Raw genomic sequence first — 19,824 nt, 5'->3', positions numbered from 1 at the left:
GCGCCACCCCGCCCGCCGCCCCCGTCATCCGCGAAGCTCTTCCGCGAGCGCCAGCGCCTCGCGCGCCATCGTGGCCGTCGCGTCCAGGTCCGTCATCATCAGGGGCACCGCCCGGCAGCGGATGCCCGCCGCCTCGACGTCCTCGACCGTGCCCGCGTCCACCGTGTCGACCAGCCAGCCGTCGAGCAGCCCCGAGCCGTAGTGCCGCGCCACCGCCGAGGCCGTGGACTCCACGCCCACCGCCGCGAGCACCTTGTCGGCCATGCCGCGCACGGGCGCGTCGCCGACGATGGGGGAGAGGCCGACGACCGGCACGTCCGCCTCGGCGATCGCCTCGCGGATGCCCGGCACGGCCAGGATCGTGCCGACCGACACGACGGGGTTGGACGGCGGGAAGAGGATGACGTCCGCCTCGGCGATGGCCTCCAGCACACCGGGCGCCGGCTTCGCGGCCTCCGCGCCGACCGCCACGACGGCCTGCGCGTCCACGGAGGCCCGCAGCCTCACCCAGTACTCCTGGAAGTGCACCGCCCGGGACTCGCCGTCCACCTCGATGGCGACATGGGTCTCCACGCGGTCGTCCGACATCGGGAGCAGGCGCACGCCGGGCTCCCAGCGGGCGCACAGCGCCTCGGTGACGGCGCTGAGCGGGTACCCGGCGGCCAGCATCTGCGTACGGACGATGTGCGTCGCGAAGTCGCGGTCGCCGAGGCCGAACCACTCGGGGCCCACCCCGTACGCCGCGAGCTCCTCCTTCACCGTGAAGGACTCGTCCTCACGGCCCCAGCCCTGCTCCTCGTTGATGCCACCGCCGAGGGTGTACATCACCGTGTCGAGGTCCGGGCAGACCTTCAGTCCGAAGAGGTGGATGTCGTCACCGGTGTTGCCGACGACCGTGATCTCCGCGTCCGGCGCGGCCTGCTTGAGGCCGCGAAGGAAGCGGGCACCACCGATGCCACCGGCCAGAACCACAATGCGCATGTGGATCAGTCTGTCAGGCGGATACGACACCGGGGGCGGCCGGGGCGCACCGCGCCCGCACGGATTCGTGCATGGGCATCTCGGTGAGGCCGGGGAAGTACACGTGCAGGCTGACCGCCGGTTCGAGGGAGTCGTTGACGACCTCGTGGACGTACCCCGGCGCGAACACGCGCTGCGCGCCTCCCGTGAGCGTCCGCGCGCCCCGGTCCGTACGCTCCGTCAGCTCCCCCTGCAGGACGGTCAGTACGCCGGAGGAGGGGCCGTGGTCGTGGAGCCCGCTGCCCTGGCCGGGCACCCAGGAGAGGAGCCAGACCTCGTAGCCGGGGCCGGTGCGCAGCCGGTGGTACCAGCGGGTGGTGGCGTCGTACTCGACATGGGGTGCCCACTGGGCGCGGTCGGCGGCGATGGAGCGGGCGAGACCGGCGAACTCGGCCACGGTGGCGGGGTGCTGGCGGGCGGGCTGCAGGAGGTGCTGGACCTCGAGGATGTCGCCGGCGATCTGAAGGTCGCTGTCGCTGTTCATGGGTGCGGGGTTCCTCGGCAGAAGCAGGGAGTGCAGGTGCGGGGGTGTCGCAAGGAAAGCGGATGCCGCTGGAAAAGCGGGGTAAGGAATGCGGGTGACGCGGGAGAAAGCGGAAGCTGGAGCTCTACGGCATCAACAGCTGGGACAGCAACAGCAACAGCGTGCCTGGACAGCGCGGCGGAACCCACGGGCGTGGGTCGCGGAGGGCGCTGAGGTCGCTGGCATGGGATCAAAGGTGACGGGCGAGCCACCCGACTGTCAACCCAATGCCCGTTTTGGCGGTAATGTTTCACCTCATCCGGTTACAGCGCCCGGAGAAAGGTTTGTGCAGCCGCTGGGCGGGAGACATGGCGCAACATACGTGCCCGTAAACGCGGCTGAGATCCCGTGATCGGACTGTGATCCGGATCGCTTCCGTGGCTGGATCGCAACAAGATCCACCTCTCGGGCGTCTCCCTTCGTGAGGGAGCGGTGCGGCCAAGCCGGTGGCATGTGTCTCGTTTTTTGGTGATTTGAACACTTTCCGCATAGCCTTGGTTCCGCAGAGTGAATACCGGGCCCAATAGCAGATTCCGGCTTGACTCGCACAGAGCACGAACTTGTAATTTCACTCGTGTCGTTCGGCCGAAATCGGTAACGGCAACATCACGGGGACGTAAAGACAGACGAGGGGCGCACATGACCGAGTTGTTCCAGGAACTGCTGGTCGAGGACGCGGACGAGGAACTCGGCTGGCAGGAGCGCGCACTCTGCGCCCAGACCGATCCCGAGTCCTTCTTCCCCGAGAAGGGCGGCTCGACCCGCGAGGCCAAGAAGGTCTGCCTCGCCTGCGAGGTCCGCTCCGAATGCCTTGAGTACGCCCTTCAGAACGACGAACGATTCGGCATCTGGGGCGGCCTGTCCGAGCGGGAACGCCGCCGCCTGAAGAAGGCCGCGGTCTGACCGGCGCCCGTATCCGCGCCGCCGGCACCCGCTCGCCAAACCGCGCACACCTGTACACAACGAACGGTCCGCATCCTGTGCTCTGTCCACAGGCGGCGGACCGTTTGTTGTGCAGCCGTTAGTGTGGGGCCCCGTCCGAGACGTACCCACGCCCCCCGCGGGCGACCCCCGGCCGGAGGGCCCGTACCTCGATGTCCTCAACTCCTGAGTTCCCGCGACACGTCGTCACCGCCGTGCTCGTCGCCCACGACGGCGCCCGCTGGCTGCCGGACGCCCTCGCCGGGCTGCTCGCCCAGGAACGCCCGGTGCAGAACGTCGTCGCCGCCGACACCGGCAGTGCCGACGACTCCGCGCAGCTGCTGACCGCCGCGATCGGCGCCGACCGCGTCCTCCACCTCGCGCGCCGCACCGGCTTCGGTGCCGCGGTCGAGGAGGCCGCCCGCACCGCCCCCGTGCTCGGACCCGAGGAACTCACCTATCTGAAGCGCCCCAGCGGCTGGGACCCGGTCAGCAGGACCTGGAGCGACGACGCCTACGACCTGCCCGAACTCCCGCACGGCGAGCCCGTGCAGTGGCTCTGGCTGCTCCACGACGACTGCGCGCCCGAGCCGGACGCCCTCGCCGAACTCCTGCGCGTCGCCGACTCCGACGCGTACGCCGCCGTCGTCGGACCCAAGCTCCGCGGCTGGTACGACCGCAAGCAACTGCTCGAAGCCGGCGTCTCCATCGCCCGCAGCGGCCGCCGCTGGACCGGCCTCGACCGCCGCGAACAGGACCAGGGCCAGCACGACCAGGTCCGCTCCGTCCTCTCCGTCTCCAGCGCCGGCATGCTCATCCGCCGCGACGTCTTCGAGGACCTCGGCGGCTTCGACCGCCGGCTGCCGCTGATGCGCGACGACGTCGACCTGTGCTGGCGCGCCCACTCCGCCGGCCACCGCGTCCTCGTCGCCCCCGGCGCCGTCCTGCGTCACGCCGAGGCCTCCGCCCGCGAACGGCGCACCGTCGACTGCGCGGGCCGCTCCGTCGCCAGCCCGCACCGCGTCGACAAGGCCGGCGCCGTCTACACCCTGCTCGCCAACGCCCGCGGCGCCGCCCTGCCCTACGTACTGATCCGGCTCGTCCTCGGCACCCTGCTGCGCACCCTCGCCTACCTCGTCGGCAAGGTCCCCGGCCAGGCCGTCGACGAGGTCATGGGCCTCTTCGCGACCCTGCTGCGCCCCGAGAAGATCCTCGCCGCGCGCAAGCGCCGCAAGAACCCCGCCGTCGCCGCGAGCGAACTGCGCCCGCTCTTCCCGCCGCCCGGCGCCACCGTCCGTGCCACCGCCGAACAGATCGCCGCGAACTTCGGCGGCTCCGACGCCGATTCCGGCGGCTCCCGCCACGGCGTCGTCGAGTCCGGACCCGGCGGCGACGACGCCGACTTCCTGGAGGTCGAGCAGTTCGCCCGGCTGAAGAAGATCGCCGGCAAGCCCGGACCGGTCCTCTTCGCCCTGCTCCTGCTCGTCTCCGTGGTGGCCTGCCGCGGCCTCTTCGGCGGCGGCTCGCTCGCCGGCGGCGCCCTGCTCCCCGCCCCCGACTCCGTCTCCGAGCTGTGGGGACGGTACGCGGACAGCTGGCACGCCCTCGGCACCGGCGGCACCCAGACCGCACCGCCCTACCTCGCCGTCCTGGCCGGGCTCTCCGCGCTCTTCCTCGGATCCACCTCCTTCGCGCTCACCGTGCTGCTCGTGTGCTCGGTCCCGCTGGCCGGCTTCACCGCCTACTTCGCCGCCCGCCCGATCGTCGAGTCCCGGCTGCTTCGCGCCTGGGGTGCCATCGCGTACGCCTTCCTGCCCGCCGCCACCGGAGCGCTCGCCGCCGGCCGCCTCGGCACCGCCGTCCTCGCGATCCTGCTCCCGCTGATCGCCCGCGCCGCCGTCGCCGCCCACGGACTGACCGGCGGCACCGGCACCCCGAGCGGGACCCGTGGCAGCTGGCGCGCCACCTGGGCGTACACCTTCCTGCTGACCTTCGCGATGGCGTTCACGCCGATCGTCTGGCCGCTCGCCGTCGTCCTCGGCATCGGCGTGCTCGTCCTGCGCCGCGGTGACATCACGGCGTACGGACTGCGCTTCCTCGCCGCCGTCGGCACCCCCGTCCTCGTCCTGGCCCCCTGGTCGCTCTCCCTCCTGACCAGCCCCTCCGCCTTCCTGCGCGAGGCCGGCCTCGACATCCGTACGGGCACGGCCTCCGCCCTCGACCTCCTCGGGACCAGCCCCGGCGGCCCGGGCACCACCGGCGGCCTCCTCCTCATCGGCATCGTGCTCGCCGCCCTGGCCGCGCTGCTGCGCGAGGAGCGCCAGTTCGCCGTCCGCGCGGCCTGGGCCGCCGCCCTCGCCGGACTCCTGTTCGCCGTGGTCTCCAACGGCGCCGGGGGCACCGGCTGGGCCGGACCCGCCACCCTCGTCTACGGGGCCGCACTGCTCGCCGCCGGCATGGTCGGCGCCGAGGGCGGACGCACCCGCGTCGCCGCCCACGGCTTCGGCTGGCGCCAGCCCGTCGCCGCGCTCATCGCCCTCGCCGCCGCGCTCGGCCCCGTCGTCGCCGCGGCCACCTGGATGATCGGCGGTGCCGACGGCCCGCTGACCCGGCGCGACCCGGTCCAGGTCCCGGCGTTCGTCGCCGAGGAGAGCGACACCCGCGACCAGCCCCGCACCCTCGTCCTCGGCGGCACCTCGCCCGGCGAGGTCGCCTACACCCTGGTCCGAGGCTCCGGCGCCCGCCTCGGCGACGCCGAGCTGGCCGCGGCCGGTGGCAGCGACGCGGGTCTGGACAAGGTCGTGGCTCACCTGGTGGCCGGCTCGGGCGCCGACCAGACCGAGGAGCTCAGCGGGTTCGCGATCCGCTACGTCCTCGTACGGGACGGGGCACCGCGCCAGATGAGCCGCGTCCTCGACGCCACCCCCGGCCTCAGCCGGCTCAGCCAGCTCGACGGCAGCGCGCTGTGGCGCGTCGACCGCGAGGTCGCCCGCGCGACGATCGTCCTGCCCGGCGCCAAGACCACCGACGCTGCGGTCAGGCCGGTCACCGTCGCCGCCGGGCCCGTCGAGGCGCACACCACGATCCCGTCGGGCGCGGCCGGCCGCGTCCTGCGCATCGCCGACCGGGCCGACGAGGGCTGGACCGCCACCCTCGACGGCAAGGAGCTGGAGAAGACCACCGTCGACGGCTGGGCCCAGGGCTTCGAGCTGCCCGCCCAGGGCGGCCGCCTGGACCTCACGTACGACCAGCCCCTCACCCACACCCTGTGGATCTGGGCCCAGGTCGGTCTCGCCATCGTCCTGCTCGTCCTCGCCCTGCCCGGGCGTCGCCGCGAGATCGACGACGACCTGCCCGAGGAGGAGATCGCGATCCCCGCCCAGGCGATGGAGGGCGACGGCCGCCGGGCCCGCCGCCTGCGCGCCGCCGCCGAGGCGGAGGCCGCGTCGACCGCGGTGGAGGAGCAGACCTCGGAGCCCGCCGCCGTCCCCGAGCAGCAGACGTACGCCGCCGAGGAATGGCAGCAGCAGCCACAGGAGCAACCGCAGGAGCAGTACGCCCAGCAGGGTTACCCCCAGCAGTACACGGAGTACGCGGCCGACCCGTACCAGCAGCAGGGGTACGACCAGCAGCAGTACCCGCAGCAGTACGACCAACAGGGGTATCCGCAGCAGCCGTACGACCCGTACCAGCAGCAGGGGTACGAACAGCAGCCGCCGCAGCAGGGGTACGAGCAGCAGCAGTACGACCAGCAGGGGAATCCGCAGCAGCCGTACGACCCGTACACGTACGGCTACGAGACCGAGCAGCGTCCCGACGGGAGCAGCAACCAGTGAAGCGCACCACCCTCTCCCTGATCGCGGTCGCCACGGCCCTCGCCGCCGTCACCGGCTTCGCCGCCCTGACCGAGCCCGACGGCACCGCCCCGGTCGCGACGAGCGCCACGGAGCCGATGCCCGTGGAGCGCTCCAGCCTGCTGTGCCCCGCGCCGAGCACGTCCGAGGTGGCCGAGACGGACTACACCTCGTACACCCCGGCCGGAAAGCCCGCCGCCGGCCAGACCGACGCTTCCGGCAAGGCCGCGGCCAAGGCCGAGCTGAAGCCCGCCCCGCTCGCCGCCACCCCCGGCGGCACGGCGGCGAAGAAGCCCGCGGCCGCCAAGGCCCCGGCGACCGTCACCGAGCCGGGCAAGCCCGTCTCCGCCGAGGCGAACGGCGGCGCCGCACCCGCCCTGACCGGCGCGGCGACCGGCGCCCTCGCCCCCGGCTGGACGGTCCAGCAGACGAGCGTGGTCCCGGCGGGCGGTGCGCGCGGACTGCTCGGCGTCACCTGCTCCGCCCCCGACACGGACTTCTGGTTCCCGGCCGCCTCCACGGCCAAGGAGCGCCAGGACTACGTCCACCTCACCAACCCCGACGACTCCGCCGCCGTCGCCGACATCGAGCTGTACGGCCCCGAGGGCGCACTCCCGTCGCAGCTGACCGAGGGCATCCCCGTCCCGGCCCGCTCCAGCGTCCCCGTCCTGCTCTCCACGCTCACCGGCGAGGCCCCGGCGGCCGACGTGACCGTCCATGTGACCACCCGCAGCGGACGCGTCGGCGCGGTCATGGGATCCGCCGACGACAAGCTCGGCAGCGACTGGCTGTCCGCCTCCGCCGACCCGGCCGGCACCGCCGTGCTGCCCGGCATCCCGGCCGACGCGACCTCGGTGCGCCTGGTGGCGTACGCACCGGGTGAGGACGACGCCGAGCTGAAGATCCAGCTGGTCGGCGAGAGCGGCACGATCGTCCCCGCGAGCGCGCAGTCCCTGCACGTGAAGTCGGGCATGACCGCCGCCGTCGAGCTGCCGGACCTGACCCGGGGCGAGGCGGGCTCCCTGCTGCTCACCCCGTCGGACCCGAAGAAGACCACCCCGTTCGTGGCCGCGCTGCGCGTCGTGCGCGGCAAGGGCGACAAGCAGGAGGTGGCCTTCGTCCCGGCGACCGCGGCGATCACCGCCCGCGCCACCGTCGTCGACAACCGCTCCGCCGGATCGATCCTCGCGCTCACCGCCCCGGGCGCCGCGGCCCAGGTCAAGGTCACCGCCTCGGCGGGTACGGAGGGCGGCACGCCGGTCTCCAGGACCGTCACGGTCAAGGCGGGGACGACGATGAAGGTGACGGACGTGGTCCCGGCCGGCCTGAAGGGCTCCTACGCCCTGACGGTCGAACCGGTCTCGGGCGGACCCGTCCACGCCGGACGCACCCTGGCGATCCCGCTGAACGGCATCCCCATGTTCACCGTCCAGACCCTGGCGGACGACCGGGGCATGGTCCAGGTCCCGACGGCCCGGCAGGACCTCTCGGTCCTGGACGACTGACGTCCCGCCGGCCGGCTCCGAAGAGTGCCCCGCGTTCCCCCGAAGGGGTCGATCGTGCCCGTACCGTCAGTCCTGCCCGTACGTCAGTCCTGCCCGTACCGGGGGTCGACCGACTCGGGGGAGAGGCCGAGCAGCTCGGCCACCTGCTCCACGACGACCTCGTGGACGAGCAGCGCCCGCTCGTCCCGGCTCTTCGAGCGGATCTCGACCGGCCGTCGGTAGACGACGATCCGGGCGGGCCCGCCCTTCTCCGCCGGCGCGGCCCCGCCCAGCGGCACCGACTCGCCCGGCACCGACGGCGGCACGTCGAGAACCATGAACTCGACGTCCGCCAGCTGCGGCCAGCGCCGTTCCAGGCGCTCCACGGAGTCCAGGACCAGATCGCGGAAGGTGTCGGCCCGCGTCGCGGACAACGGCACCTGCGGCGGGGCGACCGGCCCGCGCATACCGCGGCCGTGACGATCGCGGCGGCGCGTCCGTGGCTCCACCGGAACCGGACGGGACTCCGCCGCATCGGGCTCGGCCGGACGGGACGAGGGGTTCGGCGGCACAGGACTGTCCATCACTGACGCAGCGTAACTCTCCTCGGTGCCCGCCGACCGTGGCGCACACGCGGCACCTCGACACCGGCCGGACCGGGGCTGTCGATAGTTGAACATTCCGGCCAGGCACGGGCTCGGTTCCAGGGGCTCCCGCGATCGGCCATCTGGCCGTCGTTGACCGGATTCCTGTCGTCCGTTGTCCGGATCGGCTGCCGTCCCCACCCCCGTTTCTCTCCTTACGCGCAGGTCAGCACGGCGGTCCGAAGACGGGCCGTGTCCGACGTCACACCGCGACACGGTGGAGTGACACGGTGGAGAGTCGTCGCGGCCCGCTCAAGAGTGCGGTACCGTCCAACGTCGTGAGCCCTGTACGTCGCTGTTCGCGCACCGCGTGCGGCCGCCCTGCCGTCGCGACACTGACGTACGTCTATGCCGACTCGACTGCGGTCCTCGGCCCGCTCGCCACCTACGCCGAGCCCCACTGCTACGACCTGTGTGCCGAACACAGCGAGCGCCTCACCGCGCCGCGCGGCTGGGAGGTCGTGCGGCTCTCCGTCGGCAACGCCCCGGCCCGCCCCAGCGGCGACGACCTCGAAGCCCTCGCCAACGCGGTACGGGAAGCGGCGCGCCCCCAGGAGCGCGCGGCCGAGGCCGGTGGCAAGGGCGGCGGCCGCGGCGGCGACCCGATGGAGGTCGGACGCCGCGGGCACCTGCGCGTCCTGCGCTCCCCCGACTCCTGAAGACCCCTGCGGGACTCCCGAGACTCCTGAGCCCCTGCGCTCCTCCGATCCCTGAGCCGCCTGAGACTCCTGAGTCTCCTGCGGACTTCTGAGCACCTCCGAGCACCTCTGACGGCCCAGGCGCCCTGCCCCCTCCTCGCCGGCCCCCGGTAGGTTGGGCCTTCGTACACGCGCCGCACACGCGTGCTCAGGCTTGAGGATTCAGGAGGGTTGTTCCGTGGCTGCTGATCTGTCGCAGATCGTGAAGGCGTACGACGTCCGCGGGGTGGTGCCGGATCAGTGGGACGAGACGCTCGCCGAGCTGTTCGGCGCCGCGTTCGTCCGGGTGACCGGTGCCGACGCGATCGTGGTCGGCCACGACATGCGGCCCTCGTCGCCGGGCCTGTCGGGCGCCTTCGCCCGTGGCGCGGCCCGTCTCGGCGCCGATGTCACCCTGATCGGGCTCTGCTCCACGGACCAGCTGTACTTCGCCTCGGGCAGCCTCGGCCTGCCCGGCGCGATGTTCACGGCCTCGCACAACCCGGCCCAGTACAACGGCATCAAGATGTGCCGCGCCGGCGCCGCGCCCGTCGGTCAGGACACCGGCCTGTCCGAGATCCGCGCCCTGGTGGAGCGCTGGTCGGACGAGGGCGCCCCGGAGGCGGCCCCCACCACCGGCACGATCAGCGAGCAGGACACGCTGCGGGACTACGCGGCCCACCTCACCGCGCTCGTCGACCTCACCGCGATCCGCCCGTTGAAGGTCGTCGTGGACGCGGGCAACGGCATGGGCGGCCACACCGTCCCCACCGTCCTCGCGGGCCTGCCGCTGGACGTCGTACCGATGTACTTCGAGCTGGACGGCACCTTCCCGAACCACGAGGCCAACCCCCTCGACCCGAAGAACATCGTCGACCTCCAGGCCCGCGTCCGGGCCGAGGGCGCCGACCTCGGCCTCGCCTTCGACGGCGACGCCGACCGCTGCTTCGTCGTCGACGAGCGCGGCGAGGCGGTCTCCCCGTCCGCGATCACGGCGCTGGTGGCCGCGCGCGAGCTGGCGAAGTCCCCCGGCGGCACGATCATCCACAACCTGATCACCTCCTGGTCCGTCCCCGAGGTCGTGCGCGAGAACGGCGGCACGCCGGTCCGCACCCGCGTCGGCCACTCCTTCATCAAGGAGGAGATGGCGAAGACCGGCGCGATCTTCGGCGGCGAGCACTCCGCGCACTACTACTTCAAGGACTTCTGGAACGCCGATACGGGGATGCTCGCCGCGCTCCACGTCCTCGCCGCCCTCGGTGGCCAGGACGGCACGCTGTCGGAGCTGGTCTCCTCGTACGACCGCTACGTCGGCTCGGGCGAGATCAACTCCACGGTCGACGACCAGGCGGGCAGGGCGGCGGCCGTCAAGGCGGCGTACACCGGGCAGGACGGCGTCACCCTCGACGAGCTGGACGGCCTGACGGTGTCGGCGGACGACTGGTGGTTCAACCTGCGCCCCTCCAACACCGAGCCGCTGCTCCGCCTGAACGTCGAGGCCCGCGACGAGGCCACCATGGCCAAGGTCCGCGACGAGGTCCTCGCCATGGTCCGCGGGACCGACTGACACGGCTCGCCCCGCGGGGGCACGGGTTCTCCCCAGGGGGGACACCATCTCCGGGCCGGGACGCCTTCGCCCCGCGGGGGCACGGGGTCTCCCCACCGGGGCACCGTGCCCCCGCCTGGGGGCGGGTGCTCCCCGGCGGGGATGCACCGTCTCCTCGCAGGGACGGGCTCTCCCTTCCGGCGGACGGGCCGGGCGACGGGCCGGGCGGCCGAACCGCGCGCCCCGTCCCCCGGCGGTAGGCTGACCAGGCCCAAAGGGCAGCACCACCACCGTTTTGTGCGAAGGGAAACCCCATGCCGCTCGAAGCCGGCCTCCTGGAGATCCTGGCCTGCCCGGCGTGCCACGCGCCGCTGAACGACCGTACGGCGGCCGAGACCCCCGAACTGATCTGCACGGGCGACGCCTGCGGCCTGGCCTACCCGGTCCGCGACGGCATCCCCGTCCTCCTGGTGGACGAGGCGCGCCGCCCGGCGTAAGCCGCCCGGCCGGGCGTGCCGTCCTCCGGACGGTTCGCCGCCGACGGCGAGCGCCACCCACGGGAAGACCCGCACCTCTGCCCTCTCCGTCGTACGGGTGGTGCGGGTGGGAACCGCAAGCACGGCCGAAGGCCCTGCACCACCACGAACCCGCACCCGCCCCGCACCGCCCGGAGGCACCGCCACATGCTCGACGAGACCCTCCTCGACGCACCGGACGCCCTCGCCCTCGCCGACCGCCGCGGCCTCCTCCGCGGCGCCGCCGAAGCGGGCGCACGGGTACGGACCGCCGCCCGCCACGCCACCGAGGCCGGTATCGCCGAACTCAGCCCCGAAGGCCGGCCCCGCTCCGTCCTCGTCGCGGGCCCCGGAACCGCGGCGGCCGGAGTCGCGGACCTGGTCGGCGCCCTCGCCGGCGCCGCCGCCCCCGTCATCCGCCTCCAGCCCACCGGCGTCGCCCCCGCCGCCGGCGCCCTGCGCTGGGCGCTCCCCGGCTGGGCCGGATCCGTGGACCTGCTCCTCATCCCGACCACCGACGGCTCCGAACCCGGACTCGCCCTCATCGCCGAGCAGGCGTACCGCCGTGGCATCACCGTCGTCGCCGTCGCCCCCAAGAACTCCCCGCTCGCCGAGACCGTCAGCGCCCCCCGCGGACTGCTCGTGCCCATGGCCATGGCCCCGCACGAGAGCCTCGAGGAGTACGAAGAGACCCTCGCCGCAGGCCCGGGCTCCCTGTGGGCCCTGTTCACCCCGCTCCTCGCGCTGCTCGACCGGGTCGGCCTCCTCGAAGCGCCGTCCGAGACGCTGGAGAAGGTCGCCGACCGCCTGGACCGTACGGCCGAACGCTGTGGCCCGGCCATCGCCACGTACAGCAACCCGGCCAAGACGCTCGCCGCCGAACTCGCCGACTCGCTGCCGCTGATCTGGACCGAGGGCGACGCCGCGGGCCCCGTGGGCCGCCGCTTCGCCGCCGTCCTGGCCGAGCTGGCCGGACTGCCCGCGCTCGCCGCCGAACTGCCCGAGGCGCTGCCCGCCCACGGCGTGCTCCTCGCCGGCGACTACGCGGCCGGCGCCGACCCCGACGACTTCTTCCGCGACCGTGTCGACGAGGCACAGGCCCTGCGCGCCCGGGTCGTCCTGCTCCGCGACCGCCCGGCCGACGCCGGCGGCCTGACCGCCGCGCCCGCCGCCCGGGAGCTGGCACTCAGCCACGGCACGGCCATCAGCGAACTGGAGCCGGAGGGCGGCGGCGAACTGGAGACCCTCGCCGAACTGCTCGCCGTCACCGACTTCGCCGCCATCTACCTCGCGCTGGCCTCGGCCGGCATCGCACCACCGCACTGACCCGGCCGCCGGAACCGGGCGCTCCGACGCACCCCGACGTACCCCGCCATACGTCGCCGAGACACCCCACGGACACCACCCGCTGAGACACTCCGCCGACCCACCTCCCGCCCCGAGGAAAGCTGGAACGTTCGATGGACCGCCTCGTCAACACCGTTCGCCCCTACGCCTGGGGCTCCACGACCGCCCTCCCGGAACTGCTCGGCACCACCCCCACCGGTGAGCCCCAGGCCGAGATGTGGATGGGCTCCCACCCCGGCGCTCCGTCCCGCACGGAGCGCGGACCGCTGAACGAGGTCATCGACGCCGATCCCGTACGCGAACTGGGCGCCCCGGCCGTCGGGAAGTTCGGCCCGCGCCTGCCCTTCCTCCTCAAGGTGCTGGCCGCCGGCGCCCCGCTCTCCCTGCAGGTCCACCCCGACCTCGCCCAGGCGAAGGCCGGATTCGCCGCCGAGGAGAAGGCCGGCATCCCGATCGACGCGCCGCACCGCAACTACAAGGACGCCAACCACAAGCCCGAACTGATCTGCGCCCTCACGCCGTTCACCGGGCTGTGCGGCTTCCGCGACCCCGTCGAGGCCGCCGACACCATCGCCGCGCTCGGCGTCGACTCCCTCAAGCCGTACGTCGACCTCCTGCACGCCCACCCCGAGGACGCCGCGCTGCGCGAGGTCATGACGGCCCTGCTCACCGCCGACCACGAGGAGATGGCGCACACCGTCACCGAGGCCGCGGCCGCCGCCGCCCGCCTCGGCGGCGCCCTCGCCCCGTACGCCACCCTCGCCCACCACTTCCCGGGCGACGCCGGCGTCATCGCCGCCATGCTGCTCAACCCGATCCAACTCCAGCCCGGCGAAGCCCTCTTCCTCGGCGCCGGCGTGCCGCACGCCTACCTCGACGGCCTCGGCGTCGAGATCATGGCCAACTCCGACAACGTGCTGCGCTGCGGTCTGACCCCCAAGCACGTCGACGTCCCGGAGCTCCTGCGCGTCGTCCGCTTCGAACCGAACGAGCCCGCCGTCCTGCGCCCCGAGGCGTCCGAATCGGGCGAAGAGGTCTACGACACCCCGATCGACGAGTTCCGTCTCTCCCGTTTCGTACGGGCGGAGGGCGCGGCGCCCACCGACATCACCGCCCGCACCGCGCAGATCCTGCTCGCCGTCGCGGGCCGGCCCAGGGCGGGCGACCTGACCCTCGCCCCCGGCGAATCGGTCTTCGTCCCGGCGGGCGAAACAACCGAACTGTCCGGTACGGGCACGGTCTTTCGCGCCACCGTCGCGGCCTGATGCAACAATGACCGGCCGTATGGCGGCCACAGAGCCGGAGCATCGACGAAGGGAACACGTACACCCATGAGCGCGTCAGGCGGAACCAAGGCGATCGTCGCGGCACTCGTCGCGAATCTCGCGATCGCGGTAGCCAAGTTCGTGGCGTTCCTCTTCAGCGGTTCGTCCTCGATGCTCGCCGAGAGCGTCCACTCGCTCGCCGACTCCGGCAACCAGGGGCTCCTGCTCCTCGGCGGCAAGAAGGCTAAGCGCGAGGCGACCCCCCAGCACCCCTTCGGCTACGGCCGCGAGCGGTACATCTACGCCTTCCTCGTCTCCATCGTGCTCTTCTCCGTCGGTGGCATGTTCGCCATCTACGAGGGCTACGAGAAGATCAAGCACCCGCACGAGATCGAGGCCTGGTACTGGCCGGTCGGCGTCCTCGTCTTCGCGATCATCGCCGAGACCTTCTCCTTCCGTACGGCCATCAAGGAGTCGAACGCGATCCGCGGCAGCCTGTCCTGGAAGGAGTTCGTCCGCCGGGCGAAGGCCCCCGAGCTCCCGGTCGTCCTCCTGGAGGACCTCGGCGCCCTCGTCGGCCTCATCCTCGCCCTCGCCGGTGTCAGCGTGGCGCTCGTGACCGGCGACGGCATCTGGGACGGCATCGGCACCCTCTGCATCGGCATCCTGCTCATCCTGATCGCGATCGTCCTCGCCGCCGAGACCAAGTCGCTGCTGCTCGGCGAGGCCGCCGGCATCGACGAGGTGAAGAAGATCGAGGACGCCATCGTCGACGGCGAGACCGTCACCCGCCTCATCCACATGCGCACGCTCCACCTCGGCCCGGAGGAGCTCCTCGTCGCCGCCAAGGTCGCCGTCCAGCACGACGACACGGCCACCGAGGTCGCCGCTGCCATCAACGCGGCCGAGGAGCGCATCCGCGCCGCCGTCCCGATCGCCCGGGTCATCTACCTGGAGCCGGACATCTACACCGAGTCGGCAGCGGCGGCGGGCCCTCACCCCGCCACGTCCCCGGGCGACGCGAGCCACTGACGGACACCACCGTGAGCGGCGCCGACGCAGGCCCCGCACCGCAGGGGCCCGAGGTCACCACGACCCCGGGCCCTTCGCCGTCCCGGCGGCCGCCGCCCCTCACCCGGCACCCGCGGCACCTCCGCCTCATCGGCCGGATCCCGCCGTCCCGGCGCCCGGCGGACTGTGGCCCGCTGCGCTGATCGGTGTAGATTCGTGACCAGCCAGACGTCGCTGCTGATGGCGGTCGGGCGGTCCGCAACGGACCGGCCGAGGGAGAGAGGGCCTCCGACGACTGCACCGCGGGAGTACCGGGCATTCGTATGCCCGCGCTACGCCACCACGCGGTGTCAGGCGCCCCGACCGACCCTCGAACCCGATCCACGAGGAGCAGCCCAGTCATGACGACTGTCGCCAACCAGCAGGACTTCAAGGTCGCCGACCTGTCCCTTGCCGCCTTCGGCCGCAAGGAGATCACCCTGGCCGAGCACGAGATGCCCGGCCTGATGTCGATCCGCCGCGAGTACGCCGAGCAGCAGCCGCTCGCCGGCGCCCGCATCACCGGCTCCCTGCACATGACCGTGCAGACCGCCGTCCTGATCGAGACGCTCGTCGCCCTCGGCGCCGAGGTCCGCTGGGCCTCCTGCAACATCTTCTCCACCCAGGACCACGCCGCCGCGGCCATCGCCGTCGGCCCGAACGGCACCCCCGAGGCGCCCGCCGGCGTCCCGGTCTTCGCCTGGAAGGGCGAGACCCTGGAGGAGTACTGGTGGTGCACGGAGCAGGCCCTGACCTGGCCGAACACCCCCACCGGCGGCCCGAACATGATCCTGGACGACGGCGGTGACGCCACCCTCCTCGTCCACAAGGGCGTCGAGTTCGAGAAGGCCGGCTCCGCCCCGGACCCGTCCACCGCGGACAGCGAGGAGTACGGCCACATCCTCCGTCTCCTCAACCGCACCCTCGGCGAGAACCCGCAGAAGTGGACTCAGCTCGCGTCCGAGATCCGCGGCGTGACCGAGGAGACCACGACCGGTGTCCACCGCCTGTACGAGATGCAGCAGGCCGGCTCCCTCCTCTTCCCGGCGATCAACGTGAACGACGCCGTGACGAAGTCGAAGTTCGACAACAAGTACGGCTGCCGCCACTCCCTGATCGACGGCATCAACCGCGCCACCGACGTCCTCATCGGCGGCAAGGTCGCGGTCGTCTTCGGCTACGGCGACGTAGGCAAGGGCTGCGCCGAGTCCCTGCGCGGCCAGGGCGCCCGCGTCATCGTCACCGAGATCGACCCCATCTGCGCCCTCCAGGCCGCGATGGACGGCTACCAGGTCGCCACCCTCGACGACGTCGTGGAGACCGCCGACATCTTCATCACCACGACCGGCAACAAGGACATCATCATGGCGTCGGACATCGCCAAGATGAAGCACCAGGCCATCGTCGGCAACATCGGCCACTTCGACAACGAGATCGACATGGCCGGCCTGGCCCAGATCCCCGGCATCGTCAAGGACGAGGTCAAGCCGCAGGTCCACACCTGGACCTTCCCGGACGGCAAGGTCGTCATCGTCCTCTCCGAGGGCCGCCTCCTCAACCTGGGCAACGCGACCGGCCACCCCTCCTTCGTGATGTCGAACTCCTTCGCGGACCAGACACTGGCCCAGATCGAGCTCTTCACCAAGCCGGAGCAGTACCCGACCGACGTCTACGTGCTGCCCAAGCACCTCGACGAGAAGGTCGCCCGCCTCCACCTCGACGCGCTCGGCGTCAAGCTCACGACCCTGCGCCCCGAGCAGGCCGCCTACATCGGCGTCCAGGTCGAGGGCCCGTACAAGCCGGACCACTACCGCTACTGATGCCGGGACCGACGGCGCCCGTGCACTGACGCACGCCCGTCCCGAACACCCGTAGAGGAAACAGGCAGGCCCCCGCACCCCCGTGCCGGGGGCCTGCCCCGTCTACCGCCCCAGCAAGCACCCCGAGGACCCATGCCCCGCGGCCGCTATTCGCTCCATGACCCGCACGATCACACCCCCCTCGGTGAAGAGCACTTCAACTGCGCGCCCGGCCCCTCCGGCTGGCGCTACGTCTCACAGACCACCAGTCCCTCCGGCGAACACGCCGGCTCCGTCGACCTGGCCATCGACGAACTCGGCCGCCCCATCCGCCTCGAACTCCACGCCGCGAGCTGGCAGGTCCGCGGCGCCGCCCTCGACGGCGTCACCTGGGTCCGTACCGACCCCACCGGCACCCATGCCACGGAAGGCAATGTGCGCGCCCATGCCTTCACCGGCGCCTCACCGGCGTTCCTCGTCGCGCTCACGCGACTTCTGCGTCTCACCCCCGCTTCCCCCGCGACCCGCGTCCGGCTCGTCGCCTTCACGAGTCCGGTGCTCGCCCCCCTCACGATCGACCAGTCCTGGGCCCTGGTGAAAAGTGAAACGCACGCCACTGACAACGGCCCGCTGACCGTGGACGAGTACCAGGTCAACGCCCTCGACACGGGCGAGCAGCACACGCTCCACATCGCCGGCGACGTGGTCCTCTCCGCCCCCGGCATCGAACTCGAAGCCCTCGAGACCCCGCCTACGGTCTGGCCCTAGGCGGGCGGCGCGAACCCGGTCGCCGTGCCGGACCCACCCGCGTCCGACGCCCCCGCGTCCGGCGTCGCGACGGGCGGCGTCACGGGCCGGGCGACAGACGCGACGGCCGGGGCGACGGGAGCCACGAACCCCGGCACCAGCCGGCCGCCCACGCCCTGCCCCGCAGAGGCGAAGGCCCGCCGCGCCTCCCGGGCCTGCCGCTCGCCGACGACCCCGGCCAGATACGCCGCGGCCGGCACACCCGGCGGCGGAGGCGTCCCCGTCCGCGCGACCAGCTCATCGGCCAGCCGCTCCGCGAGCTGCCTCCCCACGCCCGGGTCGAGCTGCCGCATCCGCGTCAGGTACTGCCGTATCTCCAGCCACAGCCCGTCCGGCACCGCCGACAGATCCAGCTCGGCGAACCGTCCCACGAGCCACGGCGGCGGAGGGGGTACGACCGCGCTCCGATCCGCCGGAACCCGCTCCCGCACGACCAGCGTCCCCGCGAAGACGTCCCCGATCCGCCGCCCCCGCTCCGACACCAGCGAAGCGATACAGGCGACCACCCCGAAGGTCATGAGGATCTCCACGACCCCGATCGCCCCCCGCACCAGCGCGTGCCGGAAGCGGATCGGCCCCCCGTCGTCCCGCACCACCCGCAGCCCACAGGCCAGCTTCCCCAGCGAACGCCCGTGCGACAGCGTCTCCACCGCGATCGGCGCCCCGACGAGCACCAGCAGGAACGACGCGATGGATATCGCCATCTGCGCGGCCTCGTCCAGCGAGGCCGTGGCCAGCGCCAGCCCGACCGTGATCAGCAGATAGACCGCCCACACCGCCAGAAGATCGAGGAACAGCGCCAGAGCCCGGCTCGGCAGTCGCGCCGGTTGCAACCCCAGTACGACAGCGTCCCCCGTCACAACCCCGCTCACGGCGCCCACCCTTCTCCGGCCTTCCCGACCCCTCAGTACGACAGTCTGCCAAGCTGATCCGCAGCGCGCCGCAGTAGTACGGACCCGTACGCACCCAGTGCCTGGAGCAGCAGCCGATCATGGACCTCGACGTCTACGTCACCGCCCACCGAGCCGAGTGGGACCGTCTCGACCACCTCCTGCGCCGGGGCGGACAGTTCACCGGCGCCGAGGCAGACGAGCTCGTCTCCCTCTACCAGCGGACGGCCACCCATCTCTCGCTGATCCAGTCCAGCGCCCCGGACCCGATGCTCACGGCCCGGCTCACCCAGCTCGTCGCCCGCGCCCGCGCCGCGGTCACCGGCACCCGCCGCTCCTCCTGGCGCGACGTGACCGGGTTCCTCACGGCAAGCTTCCCGGCGGCCGTCTACCGGTCCCGCCACTGGTGGGTCCCGACGGCCGTCCTCTCCACACTCCTCGCCGCGCTCATCGGCTGGTGGATCGGCACGCACCCCGAGGTCCAGTCCGCGATCGGCGCTCCGGCCGAACTGCGCGAGATGACCCGCCCGGGCGGCCAGTACGAGACGTACTACTCGAGCCACCCGGCAGCCTCCTTCGCCGCCCAGGTGTGGACGAACAACGCCCAGGCCGCCGCCATGTGCCTGGTGCTCGGCGCGTTCCTCTGCGTCCCGGTGCTGTGGATCCTCTTCCTCAACATGCTCAACCTCGGCGTCGGCATCGGCCTCATGTCCTCCGCCGGCCGCCTCGACGTCTTCCTCGGCCTGGTCCTCCCGCACGGCCTCCTCGAACTGACCGCCGTCTTCGTGGCCGCTGGCACCGGCCTCCGCCTCGGCTGGACCCTTATCGACCCAGGCCCCATGACCCGTCGATCCGCCCTGGCCCAGCAGGGCCGCGCGGCGGTCGGAATGGCGATCGGCCTGGCGCTGGTCCTGTTCCTCTCGGGCCTCATCGAAGGCTTCGTCACCCCGTCGGGCCTCCCCACCTGGGCGCGCATCACCATCGGCGTCGCGGCTGAGCTGGCATTTCTCGCCTACGTCTATGTCCTGGGCGGCCGGGCTGCCCGAGCGGGCGACACGGGGGACGTCGAGGAGCCCGACCGCAGCGCGGCCCTGCCGACCGCTGCCTGATGTGCAGACGACCCCGCTGACCTGCTAGTCTCTCCTTCGCCCACAAAAGCCGTTGACACGGTCGGCGTGGGGAGGTAGATTCGACTAGTTGCCACGGACTGGACAAGTCCGAAGGCCAGCAGCTAGAATCTCTCTTGCTCCGGTCGGGAAGTCGATTTCCACGGAGCCACCCCGATTCCTTATTCGAATCACGAAGCCACCGATTAGGTCGGCCGAAATGAATCTGATAAAGTCGGAATCGCCGGAAAGGGAAACGCGAAAGCGAAGAACAGACCGGCAGCCCGCTCCAGCGGGTGGCAGAAACGGAAAACGGATCTGCTAAGCTGGAAACACGAAAGACCGAAGGGAAGCCCGGAGGAAAGCCCGAGAGGGT

The 19,824-nt window shown here is 72.4% G+C and carries 16 protein-coding genes; 12 read left to right on the top strand and 4 right to left on the bottom strand.

From position 1 onward, the window contains the following. Positions 1–24: 24 nt before the first annotated feature. Together cofD and ACFYV5_RS26960 are read right to left on the bottom strand one after the other, a co-directional pair. Positions 25–981: a 2-phospho-L-lactate transferase gene (cofD, locus tag ACFYV5_RS26965; RefSeq protein ID WP_389172620.1), complete on the bottom strand. Its 957-nt coding sequence runs from the start codon at positions 979–981 to the stop codon at positions 25–27. A 13-nt stretch (positions 982–994) separates the two neighbouring features. Next, complete coding sequence (locus tag ACFYV5_RS26960; protein ID WP_355114654.1) at positions 995–1,504, bottom strand: cysteine dioxygenase family protein; 510 nt, start codon at positions 1,502–1,504, stop codon at positions 995–997. A gap of 678 nt (positions 1,505–2,182) precedes the next feature. Here ACFYV5_RS26960 and ACFYV5_RS26955 point away from each other — a divergent pair. The 3 genes from ACFYV5_RS26955 to ACFYV5_RS26945 all read left to right on the top strand — a co-directional run bounded on the left by ACFYV5_RS26955 (position 2,183) and on the right by ACFYV5_RS26945 (position 7,823). Next, complete coding sequence (locus ACFYV5_RS26955; RefSeq protein ID WP_015033978.1) at positions 2,183–2,446, top strand: WhiB family transcriptional regulator; 264 nt, start codon at positions 2,183–2,185, stop codon at positions 2,444–2,446. A gap of 191 nt (positions 2,447–2,637) precedes the next feature. Next, a complete protein-coding gene (locus ACFYV5_RS26950; protein ID WP_389172617.1) occupies positions 2,638–6,300 on the top strand; it encodes a glycosyltransferase family 2 protein in 3,663 nt (1,220 codons plus the stop codon). Next, complete coding sequence (locus ACFYV5_RS26945) at positions 6,297–7,823, top strand: DUF5719 family protein (protein WP_389172615.1); 1,527 nt, start codon at positions 6,297–6,299, stop codon at positions 7,821–7,823. The genes ACFYV5_RS26950 and ACFYV5_RS26945 overlap by 4 nt, the downstream gene beginning before the upstream one ends. A gap of 83 nt (positions 7,824–7,906) precedes the next feature. Here the strand turns inward: ACFYV5_RS26945 and ACFYV5_RS26940 are convergent, their stop codons facing one another. Next, positions 7,907–8,386: a metallopeptidase family protein gene (locus ACFYV5_RS26940; RefSeq protein WP_355114661.1), complete on the bottom strand. Its 480-nt coding sequence runs from the start codon at positions 8,384–8,386 to the stop codon at positions 7,907–7,909. Between the two features lie 290 nt (positions 8,387–8,676). Between ACFYV5_RS26940 and ACFYV5_RS26935 the strand changes: the two genes are divergently transcribed. From ACFYV5_RS26935 to ACFYV5_RS26900, 8 genes are all read left to right on the top strand, one after another. Then, positions 8,677–9,105, top strand: a complete 429-nt coding sequence (locus ACFYV5_RS26935) for a DUF3499 domain-containing protein (protein WP_355114663.1) — start codon at positions 8,677–8,679, stop codon at positions 9,103–9,105. Positions 9,106–9,322: 217 nt separating this feature from the next. Then, positions 9,323–10,690, top strand: a complete 1,368-nt coding sequence (locus ACFYV5_RS26930) for a phosphomannomutase/phosphoglucomutase (RefSeq protein ID WP_389172612.1) — start codon at positions 9,323–9,325, stop codon at positions 10,688–10,690. 293 nt (positions 10,691–10,983) lie between these two features. Next, entirely contained in the window at positions 10,984–11,166 is a 183-nt protein-coding gene (locus ACFYV5_RS26925) for a Trm112 family protein (protein ID WP_355114666.1), read from the top strand. 186 nt (positions 11,167–11,352) lie between these two features. Next, positions 11,353–12,510, top strand: coding sequence for an SIS domain-containing protein (locus ACFYV5_RS26920; protein WP_355114668.1), 1,158 nt, complete (start codon positions 11,353–11,355; stop codon positions 12,508–12,510). 134 nt (positions 12,511–12,644) lie between these two features. Continuing rightward, entirely contained in the window at positions 12,645–13,796 is a 1,152-nt protein-coding gene (manA, locus tag ACFYV5_RS26915; RefSeq protein ID WP_389172609.1) for a mannose-6-phosphate isomerase, class I, read from the top strand. Positions 13,797–13,862: 66 nt separating this feature from the next. After that, positions 13,863–14,828, top strand: a complete 966-nt coding sequence (locus tag ACFYV5_RS26910; RefSeq protein ID WP_389172607.1) for a cation diffusion facilitator family transporter — start codon at positions 13,863–13,865, stop codon at positions 14,826–14,828. Between the two features lie 380 nt (positions 14,829–15,208). Further along, on the top strand, positions 15,209–16,666 hold the full coding sequence (ahcY, locus tag ACFYV5_RS26905; RefSeq protein WP_355114673.1) for an adenosylhomocysteinase: 1,458 nt from the start codon (positions 15,209–15,211) through the stop codon (positions 16,664–16,666). 132 nt (positions 16,667–16,798) lie between these two features. Then, positions 16,799–17,413 (top strand): hypothetical protein, encoded by a 615-nt coding sequence (locus tag ACFYV5_RS26900; RefSeq protein WP_389172604.1) that lies wholly within the window; start codon positions 16,799–16,801, stop codon positions 17,411–17,413. On the opposite strand, the gene ACFYV5_RS26895 is transcribed toward ACFYV5_RS26900, so the two are convergent. Further along, positions 17,410–18,324 carry an RDD family protein gene (locus tag ACFYV5_RS26895; RefSeq protein WP_389172602.1) on the bottom strand — a complete coding sequence of 305 codons (915 nt, stop codon included), beginning with the start codon at positions 18,322–18,324 and terminating at the stop codon, positions 17,410–17,412. The genes ACFYV5_RS26900 and ACFYV5_RS26895 overlap by 4 nt on opposite strands. Positions 18,325–18,443: 119 nt before the next feature. On the opposite strand from ACFYV5_RS26895, the gene ACFYV5_RS26890 reads away from it, so the two are divergent. Further along, the gene (locus ACFYV5_RS26890; protein WP_389172600.1) at positions 18,444–19,451 is read left to right on the top strand and encodes a stage II sporulation protein M; all 1,008 of its coding nucleotides are present in this window, start codon (positions 18,444–18,446) and stop codon (positions 19,449–19,451) included. The last annotated feature ends 373 nt before the right edge of the window (positions 19,452–19,824 follow it).

Origin of the sequence: Streptomyces sp. NPDC003035 (assembly GCF_042888285.1) — a bacterium.
GTDB lineage: Bacteria > Actinomycetota > Actinomycetes > Streptomycetales > Streptomycetaceae > Streptomyces.
Note: the sequence above shows the minus strand (reverse complement) of the source record. Positions and strands in the feature narration are given on the sequence as shown.

Bases quoted from the DNA above. Each gene is read 5' to 3' on its own strand.
- cofD (WP_389172620.1), bottom strand. From the start codon at position 981: ATGCGCATTGTGGTTCTGGCCGGTGGCATCGGTGGTGCCCGCTTCCTT.
- ACFYV5_RS26960 (WP_355114654.1), bottom strand. From the start codon at position 1,504: ATGAACAGCGACAGCGACCTTCAGATCGCCGGCGACATCCTCGAGGTC.
- ACFYV5_RS26955 (WP_015033978.1), top strand. From the start codon at position 2,183: ATGACCGAGTTGTTCCAGGAACTGCTGGTCGAGGACGCGGACGAGGAA.
- ACFYV5_RS26950 (WP_389172617.1), top strand. From the start codon at position 2,638: ATGTCCTCAACTCCTGAGTTCCCGCGACACGTCGTCACCGCCGTGCTC.
- ACFYV5_RS26940 (WP_355114661.1), bottom strand. From the start codon at position 8,386: ATGGACAGTCCTGTGCCGCCGAACCCCTCGTCCCGTCCGGCCGAGCCC.
- ACFYV5_RS26925 (WP_355114666.1), top strand. From the start codon at position 10,984: ATGCCGCTCGAAGCCGGCCTCCTGGAGATCCTGGCCTGCCCGGCGTGC.
- ACFYV5_RS26920 (WP_355114668.1), top strand. From the start codon at position 11,353: ATGCTCGACGAGACCCTCCTCGACGCACCGGACGCCCTCGCCCTCGCC.
- manA (WP_389172609.1), top strand. From the start codon at position 12,645: ATGGACCGCCTCGTCAACACCGTTCGCCCCTACGCCTGGGGCTCCACG.
- ACFYV5_RS26910 (WP_389172607.1), top strand. From the start codon at position 13,863: ATGAGCGCGTCAGGCGGAACCAAGGCGATCGTCGCGGCACTCGTCGCG.
- ahcY (WP_355114673.1), top strand. From the start codon at position 15,209: ATGACGACTGTCGCCAACCAGCAGGACTTCAAGGTCGCCGACCTGTCC.
- ACFYV5_RS26900 (WP_389172604.1), top strand. From the start codon at position 16,799: ATGCCCCGCGGCCGCTATTCGCTCCATGACCCGCACGATCACACCCCC.
- ACFYV5_RS26890 (WP_389172600.1), top strand. From the start codon at position 18,444: ATGGACCTCGACGTCTACGTCACCGCCCACCGAGCCGAGTGGGACCGT.